This is a genomic window from Pseudoduganella sp. OTU4001, assembly GCF_038440195.1.
Taxonomy (GTDB): Bacteria; Pseudomonadota; Gammaproteobacteria; order Burkholderiales; family Burkholderiaceae_D; genus Rugamonas.
Map to the genome: position 1 here is coordinate 1 of NZ_JASATG010000006.1, position 19,569 is coordinate 19,569.

At 64.4% G+C, this 19,569-nt stretch carries 20 protein-coding genes; 8 read left to right on the plus strand and 12 right to left on the minus strand.

Annotated elements, in window-relative coordinates:
* Window positions 1–97 precede the first annotated feature (97 nt).
* The 9 genes from AAHE99_RS07390 to AAHE99_RS07430 form a co-directional block, all read right to left on the minus strand.
* Window positions 98–409 carry a hypothetical protein gene (locus AAHE99_RS07390; RefSeq protein ID WP_342116049.1) on the minus strand — a complete coding sequence of 104 codons (312 nt, stop codon included), beginning with the start codon at window positions 407–409 and terminating at the stop codon, window positions 98–100.
* Window positions 402–788 (minus strand): flagellar export chaperone FliS, encoded by a 387-nt coding sequence (fliS, locus tag AAHE99_RS07395; protein ID WP_342116051.1) that lies wholly within the window; start codon window positions 786–788, stop codon window positions 402–404. Before fliS ends, AAHE99_RS07390 begins: the two co-directional genes overlap by 8 nt.
* 12 nt (window positions 789–800) lie before the next feature.
* Complete coding sequence (gene fliD, locus AAHE99_RS07400) at window positions 801–2,195, minus strand: flagellar filament capping protein FliD (protein ID WP_342116053.1); 1,395 nt, start codon at window positions 2,193–2,195, stop codon at window positions 801–803.
* Between the two features lie 89 nt (window positions 2,196–2,284).
* Entirely contained in the window at window positions 2,285–2,719 is a 435-nt protein-coding gene (gene fliJ / locus AAHE99_RS07405) for a flagellar export protein FliJ (protein WP_342116054.1), read from the minus strand.
* Window positions 2,716–4,026, minus strand: coding sequence for a flagellar protein export ATPase FliI (gene fliI, locus AAHE99_RS07410; protein WP_342116055.1), 1,311 nt, complete (start codon window positions 4,024–4,026; stop codon window positions 2,716–2,718). Before fliI ends, fliJ begins: the two co-directional genes overlap by 4 nt.
* Complete coding sequence (gene fliH, locus AAHE99_RS07415) at window positions 4,023–4,724, minus strand: flagellar assembly protein FliH (RefSeq protein WP_342116057.1); 702 nt, start codon at window positions 4,722–4,724, stop codon at window positions 4,023–4,025. Before fliH ends, fliI begins: the two co-directional genes overlap by 4 nt.
* Window positions 4,724–5,752 (minus strand): flagellar motor switch protein FliG, encoded by a 1,029-nt coding sequence (locus AAHE99_RS07420; RefSeq protein WP_342116058.1) that lies wholly within the window; start codon window positions 5,750–5,752, stop codon window positions 4,724–4,726. Before AAHE99_RS07420 ends, fliH begins: the two co-directional genes overlap by 1 nt.
* Complete coding sequence (fliF, locus tag AAHE99_RS07425) at window positions 5,733–7,478, minus strand: flagellar basal-body MS-ring/collar protein FliF (protein WP_446728907.1); 1,746 nt, start codon at window positions 7,476–7,478, stop codon at window positions 5,733–5,735. Before fliF ends, AAHE99_RS07420 begins: the two co-directional genes overlap by 20 nt.
* Window positions 7,479–7,546: 68 nt before the next feature.
* Window positions 7,547–7,900: a flagellar hook-basal body complex protein FliE gene (locus AAHE99_RS07430; RefSeq protein ID WP_342116063.1), complete on the minus strand. Its 354-nt coding sequence runs from the start codon at window positions 7,898–7,900 to the stop codon at window positions 7,547–7,549.
* Window positions 7,901–8,278: 378 nt separating this feature from the next.
* Between AAHE99_RS07430 and AAHE99_RS07435 the strand changes: the two genes are divergently transcribed.
* The 8 genes from AAHE99_RS07435 (at window position 8,279) to AAHE99_RS07470 (ending at window position 15,093) form a co-directional block, all read left to right on the plus strand.
* Complete coding sequence (locus tag AAHE99_RS07435; protein WP_342116065.1) at window positions 8,279–9,154, plus strand: FliM/FliN family flagellar motor switch protein; 876 nt, start codon at window positions 8,279–8,281, stop codon at window positions 9,152–9,154.
* A 5-nt stretch (window positions 9,155–9,159) separates the two neighbouring features.
* Window positions 9,160–9,537 (plus strand): FliM/FliN family flagellar motor switch protein, encoded by a 378-nt coding sequence (locus AAHE99_RS07440; RefSeq protein WP_446728908.1) that lies wholly within the window; start codon window positions 9,160–9,162, stop codon window positions 9,535–9,537.
* Window positions 9,534–10,280 (plus strand): flagellar type III secretion system pore protein FliP, encoded by a 747-nt coding sequence (gene fliP / locus AAHE99_RS07445; protein ID WP_446728902.1) that lies wholly within the window; start codon window positions 9,534–9,536, stop codon window positions 10,278–10,280. Before AAHE99_RS07440 ends, fliP begins: the two co-directional genes overlap by 4 nt.
* Window positions 10,281–10,553 carry a flagellar biosynthesis protein FliQ gene (fliQ, locus tag AAHE99_RS07450; RefSeq protein ID WP_028101175.1) on the plus strand — a complete coding sequence of 91 codons (273 nt, stop codon included), beginning with the start codon at window positions 10,281–10,283 and terminating at the stop codon, window positions 10,551–10,553.
* Between the two features lie 6 nt (window positions 10,554–10,559).
* A complete protein-coding gene (locus tag AAHE99_RS07455) occupies window positions 10,560–11,342 on the plus strand; it encodes a flagellar biosynthetic protein FliR (protein WP_342116068.1) in 783 nt (260 codons plus the stop codon).
* Entirely contained in the window at window positions 11,335–12,480 is a 1,146-nt protein-coding gene (gene flhB, locus AAHE99_RS07460) for a flagellar type III secretion system protein FlhB (RefSeq protein WP_342116071.1), read from the plus strand. The genes AAHE99_RS07455 and flhB overlap by 8 nt, the downstream gene beginning before the upstream one ends.
* A complete protein-coding gene (locus AAHE99_RS07465; RefSeq protein WP_342116073.1) occupies window positions 12,477–14,573 on the plus strand; it encodes a flagellar biosynthesis protein FlhA in 2,097 nt (698 codons plus the stop codon). The genes flhB and AAHE99_RS07465 overlap by 4 nt, the downstream gene beginning before the upstream one ends.
* 100 nt (window positions 14,574–14,673) lie before the next feature.
* The gene (locus AAHE99_RS07470) at window positions 14,674–15,093 is read left to right on the plus strand and encodes a hypothetical protein (protein WP_342116075.1); all 420 of its coding nucleotides are present in this window, start codon (window positions 14,674–14,676) and stop codon (window positions 15,091–15,093) included.
* On the opposite strand, the gene AAHE99_RS07475 is transcribed toward AAHE99_RS07470, so the two are convergent.
* The 3 genes from AAHE99_RS07475 to xdhA are packed head-to-tail and all read right to left on the minus strand — an operon-like array spanning window position 15,078 to window position 19,569.
* Window positions 15,078–15,743 carry an aquaporin gene (locus AAHE99_RS07475; RefSeq protein WP_342116076.1) on the minus strand — a complete coding sequence of 222 codons (666 nt, stop codon included), beginning with the start codon at window positions 15,741–15,743 and terminating at the stop codon, window positions 15,078–15,080. The two genes, AAHE99_RS07470 and AAHE99_RS07475, sit on opposite strands and share 16 nt — an antisense overlap.
* Window positions 15,740–18,085, minus strand: coding sequence for a xanthine dehydrogenase molybdopterin binding subunit (gene xdhB, locus AAHE99_RS07480; protein WP_342116078.1), 2,346 nt, complete (start codon window positions 18,083–18,085; stop codon window positions 15,740–15,742). Before xdhB ends, AAHE99_RS07475 begins: the two co-directional genes overlap by 4 nt.
* Window positions 18,082–19,569 (minus strand): xanthine dehydrogenase small subunit, encoded by a 1,488-nt coding sequence (gene xdhA, locus AAHE99_RS07485; RefSeq protein WP_342116079.1) that lies wholly within the window; start codon window positions 19,567–19,569, stop codon window positions 18,082–18,084. The genes xdhB and xdhA overlap by 4 nt, the downstream gene beginning before the upstream one ends.

Sequence of the window (19,569 nt, forward strand, 5' to 3'; positions counted from 1 at the left end):
GGGTTGGCGGCCGGGGACGGCAGCAGGCAGACGTCAGCGGCGGCGCCGACGGCGTTGGGGACAGGGACGGCAGGCGCCGCGGGCAGGTTCATCATGCTCAAGTTCCGGTTACAGCGTCGCCGCTGTCGAGGGCATAGGCCAGCCAGCCCTCTCTGTTATGGGTTAAATCGACAATGTGCTGGCCCATCTCGGCGGCGGCGCCATCGACTTTCGCCACTGCCGCGAGGTGCAGCTCCTGCAGCGCCGCCAGCGCTGCGCGCTCGGCCGGCGTCCACGTTCCCTGCGCTGCCAGCTGGGGCAGGGAGGAGGCCATCAAAGTGTTAATCGCCGCCAGCGCCGTCCAGTCACTGGCAGCGGTGGCGGCGCTCAGCTGCTGCGCCAGTTGCAGCAGCGTGCGATGCCTATCCATGTTTTTCGTGTACTCCCTGCCAGCCGGCGCGGATGGTGGTCAGCAAGCCCACCACTTCGTCGATCACGGCAGGGTCCATATCCACGCCGGCCCGGTACAGGCGGGCCGCACAGTAATCGTACAGTTTGCCCAGGTTGGCCACCACCTCGCCGCCCTGCTCGAAATCGAGCGAGCTGGCGAGGCCGTTGATGATCTGGGTGCACTTGTCCAGGCTGACAGCTTTCTGTTCGTAGCGCTTGCCCACGATATGGCCGCGGGCGCGCGCCAGTTCTTCCAGCAGGCCATCGGTCAGCACCAGCACCAGTTCGACTGGCGTGGCGCGGGCCGTCTGGGATTCCAGGTTGGTGGCGTGGTAACTGCCGTAGGCGTCGTGATTCATTGCTTAATGCTTTCAGGTAGACGATTTGCTGAACAGCGCGTCGAACATGCTCGTCGTGCCGCTCATTTGCGATTGCAGGCTTTGCAGCTGCGTGAACTGCGCCAGGTAACGCTTGTAGGCGGTGTCGTACTGGGTTTCCAGCAGGGCCTGGCGGGTGGCCAGGGTCGCTTGCAGGCGCGCGTTGCTGTCCTTGCGGCTGGCCAGCTGGCCGGTGCCGGCCTTGGTCCAGCTGTTGACCAGTTTGTCCAGGTCGCCCAGCACGCCGCCCGGCGCCACGCCGGTGGTCTTGCCGAAGATATCGTTCAGCGCTTCCGGGTTGGCGCTAATCGCCTTGTTGAGGCGCTTGGTGTCGAGCGACAGGGTGCCGTCGCGCTGCGCCGATACGCCGAAGGTGACCAGGCTCTGGCCGCCGGTTTCGGTGCGCAGCACCTGCTGCATGCGCGCTTTCAGCGCGGCCAGGCCGGCGTCGTTGGCGTAGATGCCGGCGGCTTTGCCGCTGGCCGGGTCGCCGGCGGCCGACACTTCCTTGAAGGTGGCGATCAGCTTGTTCCAGGAATCGACAAAACTCTGCACATTGGCGGCGGTGCCGGCATCGTCGCGGCCCACGGTCAGGGTCACCGGATTTTCCAGCGCCGCCTGGGCCTTGGTGAAGGTCATGCTGACGCCATCGATCAGCTTGAAGGTATTGGTGGCTTGCTCGATGCGGTTGGTCGGGTCGCCGCCCTGGGCGCCGATCCACACCACGGCGTTCTTGGCCGTCTGCAGCACCACCTGGTTGGCATTGTCGAGCGAGGCGGCCAGGCCGGCATCGGTCAGCTGGCTGGTGTCGATCCCGGTCACGGCATTGTCGGCGCCGCTCTGGGTGGAGGTCAGCACCAGGCGGGTCTGGCCGTTCACCGACATGGTGGAGGCGGTGACGCGCGAATTATTGGCCGCGTCGATATTGATGGCGGCAGCGATTTCCTTGGCGGTCAGCACATTGTCGTGGTTGCTGTCCGCATTGGCCAGGGTCACGGTGAAGTTGCTGCCGTCGGCCAGGGTCACCACCAGGCTGCCCGGATTGGCGGCCGAGGTGTCGGCGATGCCGTTGTACGAGATCTGGCCCGCAGTGGCCAGTTGTTCAACATAGAACTGGTAAGTGCCCGGCGCCGCCGACGCATCGGCCGTGGCCGTGCCGATATCGGCACTGAAGGTTGCCTTGTTCGCAATAACCGAGCTCTGGCTGCTGAGCGAAGACAGCGCGCTGCGGAAGCTCGTCATCGCACTGCTCAGCTTGGTCAGCGCCGCGGCCACAGCCGTCGCGCTGGTAGTTTGGGCGGTCAGGATATTCTGACGGCCTTCCACGGAGAGCTGGGCCAGGTTGGTGGCGGTGCTCTTGGGGTCGAAAGTAGGTGCGGTAGTTGCCATTTTCTCGTGCTCCGAGGAAATTTAAATGAAGTGTACCAAGGTATCAGGCGACCAAAGTAGTGACTTCATGAAATATTCCGTTGCAGCGCTCATTTATGCCCGCGGTACCACAATTGCGTTGCCAATTCGTCATGCTGCTTGCGTTCCTGCGAGCGTTGCGCCGTGACGGCCGCATGCTGGTGCTTTTCCAGCACCTGGCCCAGCACTTCGCGCTTGACATAGGCGGCCGTCAGCGCGCGCTGCGACACGGCCATGTCGGCCTCATGCATGGACAGGTTCAGTTTCTGGTGCGCCGCCATCTCCATCACCCCCTGCTTGTAATCGCCGCAGTTGAGCGCCAGGGCCATCGGCAGCTTGCCCGAAGCGCCGCTGCTCTCGTACAGGCTGGTGAGCTTGTCGAGCGTCTTCTGGTGGCGCTCGCGCAGCTGTTCCTTGGCGGCCAGGTCGGACTGCAGCTTTTCCACTTCGGTGTTGCGCAACTCGACCAGGGTCGACAGGCTGCGGATGGTGTGCTTGGAGTTCATGCCATCAGTCTTTCAAGTTGAGCGACGCATGCGCTGTAAGGGGCCGGTTCCTTGGTCCCCTGGCAGAGGAATTCTTCGATATGCGGGTGCAGGTTGACTGCCTTGTCGGTCACCGGGTCGGCGCCGGGCACGTAGGCGCCGAGCGGGATCAGGTCGCGCACCCGCTCGTGGCGCGCCATCGAGGCCTTCAGCGCGCGCGCCGCCAGCATGTGCTCGCGCGTGATGACGTGGTTCATGCAGCGGCTGATGGACGCCGCGATATTGATGGCCGGGTAGTGGCCGCGCTCGGCCAGTTCGCGCGTCAGCACGATGTGGCCGTCCAGGATCGCCCGCGCGGTATCGACCACCGGGTCCTGCTGGTCGTCGCCTTCGGCCAGCACGGTGTAGATGGCGCTCATGCTGCCGTGCTGGTTTTCGCCGTTGCCGGCCGATTCGACCAGCTGCGGCAGGGCGGAGAACACGGACGGCGGATAGCCCTTGGTGGCAGGCGGCTCGCCGAGCGCCAGCGCCACTTCGCGCAGCGCCATGGCGTAGCGGGTCAGCGAGTCGACCAGCAGCAGCACGTTCTTGCCCTGGTCGCGGTAATGGGCGGCGATCGAATGGCACAGTTCGGTGGCCATGATGCGCATCAGCGGCGATTCGTCGGCCGGCGCGATCACCAGCACGGCCTTGCGCAAGCCTTCCGGGCCCAGTGACATTTCGACGAATTCGCGCACCTCGCGCGAGCGTTCGCCGATCAGGCCGACCACCACCACGTCGGCCACGGTCTGGCGCGTGATCAGGCCCAGCAGCACGGACTTGCCGACGCCGGAGCCGGCCATCAGGCCGACCCGCTGGCCCTGGCCCAGGGTCAGCATGGAATTGATGGCGCGCACGCCCACGTCGAGTGCTTCGGTGACCGGTTTTTTCTTCAGCGGGTTGATGCGCGGCGGCTGCGCTTCGAGCGGGTGTTCGCCTTCCAGCTTGCCCAGGCCGTCGATCGGTTCGCCCAGGCCGTTGACCATGCGCCCCAGCCAGCCTTTGCCGATCTGCAGGCTGACCTTGTCGGGCGACGGCAGCACGCGCGCGCCGGTGGTCAGGCCGATGGCTTTTTTGAACGGCATCAGGAACGACAGTTTTTCGCGGAATCCCACCACCTGCGCATCGAGCCATTCGCCATCCACGGTCTCGATCTGGCAACGTTGGCCGGTATGCAATTTACAGCCCGCCGCCTCCAGCAGCAGGCCGGACGCGCCCACCAGCCGCCCGGTCGGGGTGGCCAGCGGAACGTCGTCGAGTTCCAGCTTGCGCAGTGCGTCTGCAATCATTCTTCGCTCTCAGCATCGTCGCCGCCATCGGCAGCCTGTAACTGATTATCGACCTGTTCCATGACAGCAGCAAGACGCTGGTGGCAGCCGGCATCGACTTCGTTGTCGCCGGCACGAATCCGGCATTCGCCGACGTCGAGGCGGGCGTCGCCGATCAGGTTCCAGCGCTTGGCGCGCTTGGGATCGACTTCCATGATGCGTTTGACTTCTTCCGGATTAAGGAAGACATCGATTTCTTCGCGGGTCGGCGGCATCGAGGCCAGGGTCTCGTCGACCAGGGCCATGATCTGTACCGGCTGCAGGGCCAGCTCGGCGCGGATCACATTGCGCGCCACTTTCGCCACCAGGTCCACCACTTCCTTGCGCTGCGCCGCGCGGTAGTCGGCGCGCAGCTTCTTCAGCGACTTCAGCATGCCGTCCACCGGACGCGCCAGGTGGTCGAAGCCGACCAGGGTCTCCTGGCGGCCTTCCTCGCGGCCCAGCTCGATGCCTTGCTGGCGGCCGGCTTCGAAGCCGTCTTCCTGGCCGCGCTGCAGGCCGATTTCGTAGCCGTCGCGCTGGCCTTGCTCGAAGCCTTCGCTGACCGAGGCCTGCCATTGGGCGGCATCGGCCATCTGGCCCTGCGGCTTACCGTTGTGGCCGTGCTGATGCACGTACTGCTGCAGGGGCGGGAAGCGGTAGGGACGGAATTGCTTCATCACTCGACCACCGTTTCGGCGAACAGCTGCACCTCGACTTCGCCGGCGTCGGCCAGCGCCTTGACGGTGGCCATGATTTCCTGGCGAGTCGCTTCGATACGCGACATCGGCACCGGACCGGCGCGCCGCATCATGTCTTCGAACGCCTGCGCCTGGCGCTTCGGCATGGTCTTCAGCACCGCATCGCGGATGGCCGGCTCGGCGCCCTTGAGCGCGATCGCCCACTGCTCCAGTGGCACTTCCTCGATGATGCGGGTGAGGGTGACTTCGGTCTGGGTCGACAGGATCAGGAAGTCATACATCGACATTTCGATCTGCGCCACCACGTCCGGATCATGGGCCCGCAGCAGCTCGACGATCTGGGCGCGGTTGCCCGGCAGGCGGTTCAGGATCTCGGCCACCTGGCGCACGCCTTCCACGCTGGTCGATTGCGAATCGAAGGAGGACAGGCAGCGGTTCACCAGCTCTTCCAGTTCCAGCAGCAGGTCGCGGTCGATCTCGTCCAGGCGCGCCATGTTCAGCAGCACCAGGTCGCGCCCTTCCAGCGGCAGCGCATCGAGGATCTGGCCGGCCAGCGCCGGCGGCAGGAAGGCCAGGAACACCGCCTGCATCTGCACGTGCTCGTTGGAGATGAAGTCGGCCAGCCACTTCGGCGAAGCCCACTGCAGGCGCGCCATCTTCGGCCGCAGCTCGTCGCCGTAAATGCTGTTCAGCACGGTGTTCGCGATATCGCCGCCCAGCGCCAGGTCCAGCGAGCGCTTGAGGAAGGAACGCGACGCGCCGTGCACGCCGGACTGCTGGCGGTAGTCGTCGAAGAAGGTCTGCATGGCGGTCTTGACCGCCTCGACCTTGATGCCGCTCATGCGCGACATGACCTGGGTCACTTCCAGCAACTCTTCGCGCGACAGGCAGCGCAGCACCGCCGCCGCCGGCTCTTCGCCGATCGACAGCAGCACGATGGCGGCTTGCTCGACCGGGCTCAGGCTGTGCTCGGCATCCTGCTCGAGATTATTGTTGGTGTCGGCCATTTTTCTGCATCCATTGTTTGACGACTTCGGCTACGCGTTCCGGCTCTTTCTCGGCCAGGACCTTCAGGTGATCGACCATCACGTCCACTGGCGAACCCGGTGGCGGCAAATCGTAGTTTTCCAGCAGCGGCACCATCGGCATCTGGCTGCCTTCCAGCGCACCGGCGGCGCCGGTCTTGCTGCTGCCGACGGCCGGGGTTTCCGGCGACGCCAGCGCGGCGGCTGATGCGCCTGGCGCGCCCGGCACCGGCGTGGCGGTACCCGGGATCGGGGTCGCTTCGGCCTGGGCGGAGCGCGCCGCGCCGGCCAGGGCAGGCTTGGCGGCCACCGGGGCCGGCGGCGCAAAGCGGCCGGTAATCAGGCGCAGCAGTGGACGCGCCAGCAGCAGGTAGCCCAGGATCAGCGCTACCGCATAGCCCAGCCAGTTGACCGAGTCGACCACCGTGTCGCGTTCCTGCCACCATGGGGTCTCGGCCGCCTTGGCCGGGAAGTTCATGGCGCTCACCACCAGCTTGTCGCCGCGTTCCTCGTTGATGCCGAGGCCGTTGCGCAGCACCTTGTCGATATTGGCGATCTCGGCGTTGGTCCAGCCGGTCTTGGGGAAGGGCGCGGCGGCATGCGCCAGCACCACCGCCACGTTCTGGCGCACCAGGCGGCCGCGCGCCTTGCGGGTCTGGGTGATGCTGCGGTCGTAAGCGTACTGGCGGGTGGTCGCGTTCTTGCGCGCCGTGCCTTCGCCGGGCGCACCGCCTTGCGCACCGGCCGCGGCATCGGCCGCTTGCTGCTGCGGCGGACGGTTGGACAGGGTGCCCGGCACGCCCATGGCGATGCGGTTGCGGTCCTGCTCTTCGCGCATGGCCTCGCTGGTGACTTTCGGATCGGCGCCGTACTTCTCGACCGTCTCTTCGACCTTGTCGTTGTCGACATCGGCCGTCACGCTGACGCGGAAATTATTGTCGCCGACGATAGGGCCCAGCAGGCCCTTGATGTTGGCGCGGATTTCATCCTGGCTGCGCTTGGCGTTCTCGTTGCCGGCGGTGGAAGCGTCGAACGGTTCGCTCAGGTCGACGTGCGACGACAGCAGGTTGCCCGACTGGTCGACCAGGCTGACGCGCGCCGGGCTCAGCGAAGCAACGCTGCCCGACACCATGTTGACGATGGCGGCGATATGTTCCGGCGCCAGGGTGCGGCCCGGCTTGGTGGCCACGACCACCGATGCGGAGGATTTTTCGCCATCGCTGGCGACGAAGGAGGTGGACTTGGCGATCGACAGGTGCACGCGCGCATGCGAGATCGCATCCAGCGTCATGATCGACTGCGCCAGCTCGCCTTCCAGGCCGCGGCGGAAGCGTACGTCCTGCACGAATTGCGACACCCCCAGCGGGTCGTTCTTGTCCATCAGTTCCAGGCCGGCCGGCAGCTGGGCGGTCACGCCTTTCGCCGCCAGCATCATGCGCACCTGGCCCAGTTTGCCTTCCGGTACCAGCACCTGGCCGGTCTCCGGATGGATGCGGTAGGAAATTTTCTCCGCATCGAGCACGTTCATCATGTCGGCGGTGGCGACTTTTTCGCGCTGGCCGAACACCGGCTTGTAGCCGCTCTGGTCCTTCCACAGGACCATCAGCACCAGCGCCGTCAGGCCGATCGCCAGCAGCAGCAAGGGATACAGGTTTTTCAGTACGGCGGGCGGTACGGCTGGCGCCGCGGCGCCGCGCCAGCGTCCCATGGCGGACTTGATATTTGCAATCACGTCTGGTCTTTCGAAAGAGGCGAAGATAGGTGCAGCTTATCGGCTTACAGCGGAAGCTTGATCAATTCGTCGACGGCGCCCATCACTTTGTTGCGTACCTGCATCAACATCTGGAAGGAAAGGGAGGCTTCCTGGCTGGCCAGCATGGCGCCGACCAGGTCGTCGCTGCGGCCGGCATCGACGTCGGCCATTTTCTGGCCGGCCTCGACGTCCTGCGCGTTGACGCCGGCGATGGCGTCCTGCATGGTCTGGGCGAAGGAGAAGGTGTTGTTGTTGTGCGGCTGGCCGGCAAAGTTGGCGGCGGGCGCGATGGCGTGGGCCTGCTGCACCAGCCCGGATGCTGCGTTGTTGAGTGCCGCCAGATCGGCCTTGATCAGGCCCGCGAATTCATTTGCCATAGAACACCTCAGTTTGGTTGCGCCACCGCTTGCACATCGTTACCATTGGTACATCAGGCTTAGCTCCAGGCTAAGCCCTGAAATGTTAAATCGTGCTGCAAGGCAAGAAGGATAGTAACCCGATTTCGCTCTCGTAACAACCGCTTACAAATTGCAAAACTTCTTATAAATCATGCATTAAGCTTCGTTTATTCAAAGCTTCCTTGTGATTCTTGCATCAACTTAGCTTACCTGCTGGCAACTTTTCTGTAAAGTCTTTTGCGCCAGCGTGTAACTTGATTCATGGCAATACCGAGGGATTTCGGTTATTCTACGCTTCCGAGATCATCCTGAGCGGATTACTTTGCGATACGATGTGATGCAGATGGATGGCCAACCATGAATACCACACAAAGCACTGTGCATTACGAAGTTCTTGACCCTTGCTTGCTGGGACGGCCGGTACACCGGCTGCCCGTGTTCGCCGCGCAGCTGCGCGAAGACCTGGCCCAGGCCATGCGCCTGAATGTGCACCGCCGTTACTGGGGTACTTTCCAGGTGGACGATGTCGCATTCAGCCGTCTCGACGGCAACGAAGCGCGCCAGCGCTGGCTCGGGTTTGCCGCGCCCGCAGGCCAGATTGCCTTCGCCATGGAGCGCAAGGTTTTGCTGAGCGTATTGAATTTCCGCTATGGCCGGGCTGCCAAGCCCAGCAGCTCTACTGCCGTGCTTGATCCGGCCGTGGACGAGCAGGCGGTACGCGTGACCGCCACCGAAGAACGTCTGGCCGTGGTGCTGGGACAACAGTTGGCCGGCACTTTGGCCGCGCGCATTGAAAGCAACCTGCCAGCGGGCAGCCGCGATGCAGGTGAAGATGAAAGCGTCAAGCCGGGCGCTGCGGCACAGCCCGGCAAGGGCAGCTGGGTCATTACCGTCAGCCTGAGCGACGGCGATTTGCAGGGCAAGGTCTGGTTCGCGCTCGATAAGCAAGTGATGGGCAATGTGCTGCATGGCTTGCTGCCCGAGCGCGACACCGGTACCAAGAGCAACAAGAATCCAGGGCCGCTGGCGGCGCGGCTCCAGGTTGGCCTGAACGGCCGGCTGGTTTCCAAGGAAACCACGCTGGGCGCCATGTTCGACCTGCGTGTGGGCGATGTGATTCCCATCAGCCTGCACAGGGCAGACGTCATGCTCGAAGACTCCCGCCTGTTTACAGCTGCGGTAACTGAGCACAAGGGCAAACTCTGCTTAACCAATTTCGAAGATATCGAATGAATATGATGAATGTGAACCCGAACGGGACCACCGACGCTCTGCTGGACGACATGTCGGAGGAAATGATCATCGACCAGGTGTCGCAGGAGCTGGGTGAGGTACCCGCCCCGCGCGGCGCTGGCCGCCGCGACCTGCCGGCCATGATGCGCAAGATCCCGGTGACGCTGACGCTGGAAGTGGGCTCGGCGCGCCTGTCGCTGCAGGACCTGATGCAAATCGGTCCGGACAGCGTGGTGGAGCTGGACATGCTGGCCGGTGAACCGCTGACCATCAAGGTCAACGGCACGGCCATCGGCCGCGCGGAAGTGGTGGTCGCCGGTGAAAACTACGGCCTGAAGGTCATCGATCTGGACGGGTTGAATCTCGACATGATGGCGCCATGACCTTGCGCCGCCTGATGCCCGGCCTTGCGGCCGGGGCAGTGCTGCTATGCGCCTGCGCGCCTGCGTGGGCCCAGGATTTGCTGGCCGGGGTAGTGCCCGGCGCCAAGACCGAGCTCTCGGTCAAGATGCAGATCCTGATCATCATGACCCTGCTGGGCCTGCTGCCCATCATGGTCATGATGATGACCAGCTTTACCCGCTTCGTGATCGTGCTGACCCTGCTGCGTTCGGCGCTTGGCCTGCAGCAAGGCCTGCCCAACCGCATCATCACCGGTGTGGCCCTGATCCTGACCTTGCTGGTGATGCGTCCGATTGGCGACACCATCTGGCGCGACGCCTTCGTGCCGTATGACCAGGACAAGATTGGCTTGCAGGATGCGCTGAAGATCGCGGAAAAGCCGATCTCGCGCTTCATGCTGGCCCAGACCAGCAAGGCTTCCCTGAAACAGATCGCCGGCCTGGCGGGCGAAGCCAATGTGGCGCTGCCGGCCGACCACAGTTTTACCGTCAAGCTGGCGGCCTTCGTGCTGTCGGAACTGAAGACCGCGTTCCAGATCGGCTGCCTGCTGTTCATTCCCTTCCTGATCATCGACCTGGTGGTATCGTCGGTGCTGATGGCGATGGGTATGATGATGCTGTCGCCGCTGGTGATTTCGCTGCCGTTCAAGCTGCTGCTGTTCGTGCTGGTGGACGGCTGGACCCTGACCGTCAATACGCTCGTGACGAGCATACAGGCCTATTAGATGCTGACCCCTGACGTGGCCGTCGACCTGGTGGTCGAAGCCCTGCACATCGTAATGATCCTGGTCATGGTGCTGGTGGTGCCAGGCCTGGTCGCGGGCTTGCTGGTGGCGCTGGTGCAGGCGGCAACCCAGATCAACGAGCAGACGCTGAGCTTCCTGCCGCGCCTGCTGGTCACCCTGCTGGCGATTATCCTGACGGGACGCTGGATGTCCGGCTACCTGATGGATTATTGCGTCTCCATTTTCCAACGCGCCGCCACCCTGGTCGGCTAGCGAGCCATGGAACAGGTCCTGGCAAACCTCCTGGTCTGGCTGACCGCCATCTGGTGGCCCTTTGTGCGCTGCATGGCCATGCTGAGCGCGGCGCCGGTGCTGGGCGAGATGCTGGTACCGGTCACCATCCGCATCCTGATTTCGCTGGTGCTGGCGATCGTCATGCTGCCGCTGACCGACGGCCAGGTGGCGCAAGGCATCGACCCGATTTCGGTGCAGGGCGTGGCCGTCACCATCGAACAGGCGGTAATCGGCTTCGTGATCGGCCTGGCCTTCCATTTCGCGATGTCGGTGATCTCGCTGCTTGGCTACCTGGTGTCGAGCCAGGTGGGCTTTTCGATGGCGGTGATGAACGACCCCACCAACGGCACCATGTCGGATGTGGTGTCGGCCCTGCTGTCGATGCTGGCCATTGTGGTGTTTTTCTCGATCGACGGCCACCTGGTGCTGGCCGGCGTGATCGGCCAGAGCTTCAAGGCCTGGCCGCTGGGCGGCGGCTTCCATCCGCTGCTGCTGCAAACGGTGGCCTGGAACGTGGCCTGGATCTTCTCGGCGGCCATGCTGCTGGCGATTCCCGTCGTGTTCTCGGCCCTGGTGGTGCAGATCGGCTTCGGTTTCCTGAACCGCGTGGCGCCCACGCTCAACCTGTTTGCGCTGGGCTTCTCCGTGATCACCATCTTCGGCCTGATGATGCTGGGCCAGGTGGTGCGTTTCATCCCGCAGCATTACATCCGCATGTCGAACCGCGTGCTCGACATGATCCAGCAGCAGATGGTGCCCCATGGCTGACGACAGCGCCGGCGATAAGTCAGAAAAGGCTTCACAGCAGAAGCTGCGCAAGTCGCGCCAGGAAGGCCAGGTGGTGCGTTCGCGCGACCTGGCGACGGCGATCGGCATCCTGGTCTCGCTCAAGCTGTTCGTCTACATGCTGCCGTCCTACCTGATGGATTTCCGCGAAATCTTCCACCAGTCGTTCGCACCGCTGGAAGGCGAGGGCGCACTGGACAACGTGATGAGCACCGTCTGGCTCAGCTCCGCGCTGCTGCTGGTGAAAATGCTGCTGCCGCTGTTCGTGGTGCCGCTCTTCATTGTGCTGGGCGCCATGGTGCCGGGCGGCTGGGTGATGAGTTCCAAGAACCTTGAACCCAAGCTGGAACGCTTCAATCCCGTGACCAACCTGGGCCGCCTGTTCACCAAGCGCCACGGTTTTGAGCTGGCGATCTCGATCGGCAAGGCCGCCGTGCTGGGCTGGGTGCTGGTCCATGTCGGCACCAGCAGCGTCAACGAATACACCCGCCTGCAGGGCCTGGGCCTGAACGAAGCCATGATTTCCGGCGCCAGCCTGATGCTGGACGGCGTGATGGGCATGGTCTCCGTGTTCATCATCTTCGCCATCATCGACGTACCGGCCCAGGCCTACTTCTACGCCGAGCAGCAGAAGATGACCAAGCAGGAGCTGAAGGAAGAATACAAGTCGCAGGAAGGCCGGCCGGAAGTACGCCAGCGCATCCGCCAGCTGCAGCGCGCCCTGGCCGAACGCGCCGCGCGCAAGGTGGTGCCGGGCGCCGACGTGGTGATCGTCAATCCGGAGCACTATGCGGTGGCCCTGAAATACGACGACAAGCGCGCCGAAGCGCCGTTCGTGCTGGCCAAGGGCGTCGACGAGATGGCGCTCTACATCCGCAAGCTGGCGCAAGAGAACGGCGTCGACGTATTATCCCTGCCGCCATTGGCGCGCGCCATTTACAATACGAGCCAGGTCAACCAGCAGATTCCGGTGCAGTTGTACCAGGCGGTGTCCATGGTCCTGCACTATGTGCTGCAGCTGCGGGCGTTCCGTGAAGGACGCCGGCCGTCGCAGCCCAATCCGCTGGAAACGGCGCAGGTACCAGTTCCAACTTCGATGAGTGAGGCAGCAACCACATGAATTTCCTGAAGGCTCTGTTCGCGGAAGCGGGTCGCCACAAGATCGCCACGCCGGCATTCCTGCTGGCGATCCTGGCGATGATCATCCTGCCATTGCCGCCGATCCTGCTGGACGTCCTGTTCACCTTCAATATCGTGCTGGCGCTGATCGTGATCCTGGTCAGCGTGAACGCCAAGCGGCCGCTCGACTTCTCGGTGTTCCCGACGGTGATCCTGGCCACCACCCTGATGCGGCTGACGCTGAACGTCGCCTCGACCCGCGTGGTGCTGCTGCACGGCCATGAAGGCACCCATGCCGCCGGCCGCGTGATCGAAGCGTTCGGCCAGGTGGTCATCGGCGGCAACTTCGTGGTCGGCCTGGTGGTGTTCGTGATCCTGATGATCATCAACTTCGCCGTGGTGACCAAGGGCGCCGAGCGTATTTCCGAAGTGTCCGCGCGCTTCACCCTGGACGCCTTGCCGGGCAAGCAGATGGCGATCGACGCCGACCTGAATGCAGGCCTGATCAACCAGGAAAAAGCCACCTTGCGCCGCAAGGAAGTCGCCACCGAAGCGGACTTCTACGGCGCCATGGACGGCGCCGCCAAGTTCGTGCGCGGCGACGCGGTCGCCTCGATCCTGATCCTGATCATCAATATTGTCGGCGGTGTCGCCATCGGTACCCTGATGCAGGACATGAGCTTTGGCGACGCCTTCCGCCAGTTCGCCCTGCTGACCATTGGTGACGGCCTGGTGGCCCAGATCCCGGCGCTGCTGCTGTCGGCCGCCGCCGCGATCATCGTTACCCGTATTTCCGATTCCGACGCCAGCGACTTCGAAGCGCAGGTCGGCCAGCAGCTGCTGGCATCGCCGAACGTGCTGTTCAGCGCCGCCGCCGTGATGGTGATCCTCGGCCTGGTGCCGGGCATGCCGTGGGTGATGTTCCTCACCTTCGCCGCAGTGATAGGCTACGTCGCCTACCGCATGCGCGAACGGCAGGCGCACCCGGTCGCCGACAACAACCTGGCCGCCATCGAAGCCGCCCTGCGCGAAGAGAAGGTGCCCGAGCTGGAATGGCAATCGCTGCCCGTGGTGCAGCCGCTGCAGGTTTCGCTGGGCTACAAGCTGGTCGGCCTGATCGACAAGGCGCATGGCGAAGTGCTGACCAAGCGCCTGCGCGGCGTGCGCCAAAGCCTGTCCGAATCGATGGGCATGGTGCTGCCGCAGATCTATGTGCGCGACGACCTGGGGCTGAAGCCGACCCAGTACGCCGTGATCCTGGGCGGCTCGTCGATCGCCCAGTCCGAAGTCTTTGCCGACCGCCTGATGGCGATTCCCTCGCCGACGGTGTACGGCCAGGTGGACGGCATCCCGGGCGTCGAGCCCGCGTATGGCATGCCGGTGACCTGGATCGAAACCAAGGACAAGGCGCACGCGCTGGGCCTGGGCTACCAGGTGGTGGAAGCGCCAAGCGCGATTGCCACCCACGTGTCCAAGCTGGTGCGCGAATACCTGCCCGAGCTGTTCCGCCACGAAGACGTCGCCGCCCTGATGGAGCGCCTGACCGCGCTGTCGCCCAAGCTGGCCGGTTCCCTGGACAAGGCCCTGACGCACACCCAGCTGCTGCGCGTATTCCGCGTGCTGCTGCAGGAAGGCGTCTCGCTGAAGGACATCGTACCGATCGCCACCACGCTGCTCGATTCCTCCGAAACCACCAAAGACCCGATCCTGCTGGCCGCCGAAGTGCGCTGCGCGCTGCGGCGCCAGATCGTTTCCAGCCTGTTTGGCCAAAAGACCGAGATGCTGGCCTTCAACCTTGGTGGCGAGCTGGAAAACATGCTGCTTGGCTCCCTGAACCAGGCGCGCCAGAGCGGCAAGGTTGTGCTGGACAACTACCCGATCGACCCGCACCTGCTGGCGCAGCTGCAGGTGAACATGCCGGTCGCCCGCGAGCAGATGAAGCAGCAAGCCACGCCACCACTGCTGCTGGTGCTGCCGCAGATCCGACCGTTGCTGGCGCGCTACGCCCGCCTGTTCGCCCCCGGCCTGCACGTGCTGTCCTACAACGAAGTCCCCGAGAACCGCGAAGTCTCCATTATCGGCACCGTCGGCTAAAGTCGCACGGCTAAAGTCGGGGTCATGTCTGACATTCGGACATATTGCCACGAAGCTAGTTAATTCGATGTCTCAGAGAATGTAAGGTAAAGGTGAAACCGTGTCCAAGACAGACCTGCCGCTTGGGATCGATTTTTCGAAGCTGACGCCCATCGAGCATATGTTCGGGGATGATTTTGAGGAAACCCAGCAACTGGCGGCGCTGTTCGAGGAGGCTGAGCTGTATCTCGCGTCGTTCGCCGGGTGTGAAGCCATCAAGCGCGCCTATTTCGGCCTTGGTGTGTCCGATTTTATCGGCATCTTCCTGTTCGAGTTTCTGCCCAAGGATGAATCGAAGGAGCGCTTCCTGTGGGTCGTTACGGGCGATGTCCCATCCGCCTGCCTGGCCGCCGATACGTGCCCCGATCCCACCAGCGCATTGCGCGCCTATATCGAGCATGCGCGCGGCATGTGCAATGTGCGCAGTGTGACCTTGCTCGAAACGGTGGTGCTGAAACACTACACTCAGGACTCGGCCTGAACCCGGTATAGCCAGCTGAAGACGAAACTTGCCGCCAGCGCGCCGGCCAGTTGCGCCGCCACATAGCCTGTCACGTCCTGTAGCCGGATGCCGGCCACGGTGCCGCTTGCCGCGCGGGCGAGCGTGAGCGCTGGATTGGCGAAGGAGCTGGAAGCGGTGAACCAATATGCCGACATGATGTACACCGCCACCGCAAACGGTGTCGCGGCCGGCCGGTAGCGGGTGCAGCCGATGATCACGCCAATCAGGCCAAACGTGGCTATGAACTCGCTCCACCAGAACGCTGCGCCGGTGCGCGCCAGCGTTGAGGCGGCGAATACCGGCTCGCCGAACATGGCATGCGCCGCGGCCACGCCGGCGAAGGCGCCCAGCACTTGCGCCGCCATGTATTGCGCTGCTGCGCGCCAGCGCATGCTGCCTTGCCACGCTTCGGACAAGGTGACGGCGGGATTGAAGTGGGCGCCCGAGATGGCGCTGAACGCGAGGATCAGGGCCAGCAGGCCGGTTGCGGAGGCCATGGCATTGGCCAGCAGGGCGAGGGCGGCGTGGCCTCCCGCCAGGCGGCCGGCCATGATGCCGGAGCCGACCACCACGGCCAGCAGCAATGCGCTGCCAAGCGCTTCAGCTGCCAGCCGGCGCGATAGCGTCATGCCTGTGCACGTACCGCGTCCACCGCGTCGAGAATCGCTTCGCCGGTGGCTGGCGCGCGCAGCGGCGGGTTGACGCGGTACTCGCCGACCGAGGCAATCGCGTCGCGGATCGCCAGGAACACCGAGAATGGCAGCAGCAGCGGCGGCTCGCCGACCGCCTTGGAGCGGTGGATGCTGTCGAACGGGTTGCGGTTCTTGAACAGGCGTACGTTGAAGTTCTCCGGGCAGTCGGACACGCCGGGGATCTTGTAGGTCGATGGCGCGTGCGTCATCAGCTTGCCGTTCTGGTTCCACCACAATTCCTCGGTGGTCAGCCAGCCCATGCCCTGGATGAAGGCGCCTTCCACCTGGCCGACGTCGATGGCCGGGTTGAGCGAGTTGCCGGCGTCGTACAGGCAGTCGGCTTGCAGCAGCTTCCATTCGCCGGTCAGGGTGTCGACAATCACTTCCGACACCGAGGCGCCGTAAGCGTAGTAGCCGAACGGGTTGCCGCTCATGGTCTCGCGGTCCCAGCTCAGGCCCGGCGTGGCGTAGAAGCCGTCGGACCAGAGCTGCACACGCGCCAGGTAGGCTTTCTGCACCAGATCGGCGAAGGTGACCACGGTTTCGCCTGCGTACACTGTGCCGTTGGCCAGCACGACTTCCTCGGCGCTGACGCCAAAGCTGCGCGCGGCAAATTCCACCAGCCGGCGGCGCAGCGTGGCGGCGGCGTCCTGCGCGGCCTTGCCGTTCAGGTCCGCGCCGGTGGAGGCTGCGGTGGCGGAGGTGTTGGCGACCTTGCTGGTATCGGTGGCCGACGCGCGCACCAGTGCCAGCGGGATGCCCAGTTCATGCGCCACCACCTGGCATACCTTGGTGTTGATGCCCTGGCCCATTTCGGTGCCGCCGTGGTTCACCAGAACCGAGCCGTCGGTGTAAATGTGCACCAGCGCGCCGGCCTGGTTGAAGTGGGTGACGTTGAAGGCGATGCCGAACTTGACCGGCGTCAGCGCCAGGCCCTTCTTCAGCACCGGGCTGCTATCGTTGAAGGCGCGGATGGCGTCGCGGCGGGCGCGGTAGGCGGATTCATTCTCCAGTTGCGCCACCAGTTCGTGGATGACGTTGTCCTTCACCTTCTGGCCGTACTGCGTGACGTTGCGGCCTTCTTCGTCGTTGCGGCCGTAGAAGTTGATCTTGCGTACGTCCAGCGCGTCCTTGCCGAGGTTGCGCGCGATCTCGTCGACGATGTATTCGATGGCGATGGCGCCCTGCGGGCCGCCGAAGCCGCGGAAGGCGGTGTTGGACTGGGTATTGGTCTTGCCCGCCATGGCGCGGATATCGCAGTCCGACAGGTAGTAGGTATTGTCGAAGTGGCAGATGGCGCGGGTGGCGACCGGCGCCGACAGGTCGGCCGAGAAGCCGGCGCGCGACACCATCTGGACCTTGGCGGCGGTGATCTGGCCCTGGTTGTCGTAACCGATCTCGTACTCGTAGTAGAAGCAGTGGCGCTTGCCGGTCACCATCATGTCGTCGTCGCGGTCGGCGCGCAGCTTGACGGGGCGTTTCAGGCGGGCGGCGCTGACAGCGGCGCAGGCAGCCCACAAAGCGGACTGCGATTCCTTGCCGCCGAAGCCACCGCCCATGCGGCGGCATTCCACCACCACGGCGTGCGAAGGGTAGTGCAGGGCGTGCGAAACCACGTGCTGCATTTCGGTCGGGTGCTGGGTCGAGCAGTAGACGTGCATGCCGTTGCCTTCCTTCGGCACGGCGTAGGAGATCTGGCCTTCCAGGTAGAACTGTTCCTGGCCGCCGACGTGCAGGCTGCCTTTCAGGATGTTGGGCGAGCGTTCGAAAGCGGCTTGTGCGTCGCCGCGCGTCAGCCGCATTGGCGGTACGACATACGATTCGGCGGCGCGTGCGGCTTGCGGCGTCAGGATGGCTGGCAGCTCTTCGTACTGGATGTCGGCCTTGCGCGCGGCGTGGCGGGCGTGGTCGTGGGTGTCGGCGACGACGATGAAGACTGGCTGGCCGACGTATTCCACCTTCTGCTCGGCCAGGATCGGGTCGTCGTGGATGATCGGGCCGCAGTCGTTGGTGCCGGGGATGTCCTTGTAGGTGTAGACCGCCACTACGCCCGGCATGGCGCGCACCGGCTCCAGGTTCAGCGACAGGATGCGGGCGTGCGCCTTGGTCGACAGGCCCAGTGCGGCGTGCAGCGTGCCTTGCGCCTCCGGGATGTCGTCGGTGTAGACGGCTTCGCCCAGCACGTGCAGGATCGCGGATTCATGCGGGTGGCTCTGGCCGACTTCGGCCCAGCCCTTGGCGGCGCCGATGGTCATGAACGGTTCGGACTTGCTGTTCATGCAGCGGCTCCTTCCTTGTATGCGTAAGCGTTGACGTAGGTGTTGGATACCGCGCCTTCCGGCCGGCTCTCCAGCCAGAAGCGGCGCAGCAGGTTCTGCGCGGTGCGCATGCGGTAGTTGGCGGAGGCGCGCATATCGGTCAGCGGGGTGTAGTCGCGTGCCAGGGCTTCCATGCCGGCCAGCAGGGTGTTTTCGTTCCATGGCTGGCCGTTGATGGCCGCTTCGGCCTGCGCCGCGCGGCGCGAAGTGGCGGCCATGCCGCCGTAGGCGACGCGGGCGTTGTGCACCACGCCGCCATCCAGTTCAATCGAGAAGGCGGCGCAGACGGCGGAGATGTCCTGGTCGTAGCGCTTGGCCAGCTTGTAGGTGCGGAAGTGCTGGCCGGCTTTCGGCGCCGGGATGCGTACGGCTTCGACGAATTCGCCGGGCAGCCAGTCCTTCTTCATGTAATCGAGGTAGAAGTCCTGCAGCAGCAGGACGCGCTGGCCCTTGTCGGAGCGCAGCACGATCTCGGCGCCGAGCACGATCATCCACGGCGCGGAATCGCCGATCGGCGAGCCGTTGGCGACGCTGCCGCCCAGGGTGCCGGTGCTGCGGATCGGCTGGGAGGCGAAGCGCTGCCACAGCTCGTGCAGCGAATCGTTCGGATAGAGTTCGAGCACCGCGCGATAGGCATCGTCCAGCGAGACAGCGGCGCCGATTTCCAGCTTGCCGTCGACAGTAGCGATGCGGTGCAGCTCCTGCACCTGGCGCGTGTAGATCACGTCGCCCAGGTTGCGCATCTGCTTGGTCACCCACAGGCCGACGTCGGTGGAGCCGGCCAGGATGGTGGCGGCCGGCTTGGCGGCGCGCAGGGCGGTCATTTCATCCAGCGTACGCGGGGCGTGGAAGGTCTGGCCATCGTGGGTGTAGCTGAACATGCTGTCTCGTTGCAGGCCTTGCAGGGTGGCCTTCAGCGCTGCGCGGTCGAAGTCCACCGCCGGCAGCTCGCCCATGCGGACGGCTGCGTCGATAATCGGGCGGTAACCCGTGCAGCGGCACAGGTTACCGGATAATGTCTCATCGATCGTTTTGCGGCAGGGCGGTTTGGCGCTGCCTTCCTGTTTCAGGTACAGGCTCCACAAGGACATGGCGAAGCCCGGGGTACAGAAGCCGCATTGGGAGCCGTGGCATTCCACCAGCGCTTCCTGGACAGGATGCAGGCCGCCGTCCGGCTGCTTCAGGTCTTCCACCGTGAAGACTGCCTTGCCGTCCAGCGTCGGCAGGAACTGGATGCACGAATTGACGTTGCGCAGTTCCAGTTCGCCGTCCACCAGCGAGCCGATCACCACGGTGCAGGCGCCGCAATCTCCTTCGGCGCAGCCTTCCTTGGTGCCGGTACAGTGCAAGTCTTCCCGCAGGTGTTGCAACAGGGTGCGGGTTGGGGCGGCGGAATCGACTTCCTGCACGCGCCCCTGGTAGAAGAAACGAATCGGTTGGGACAT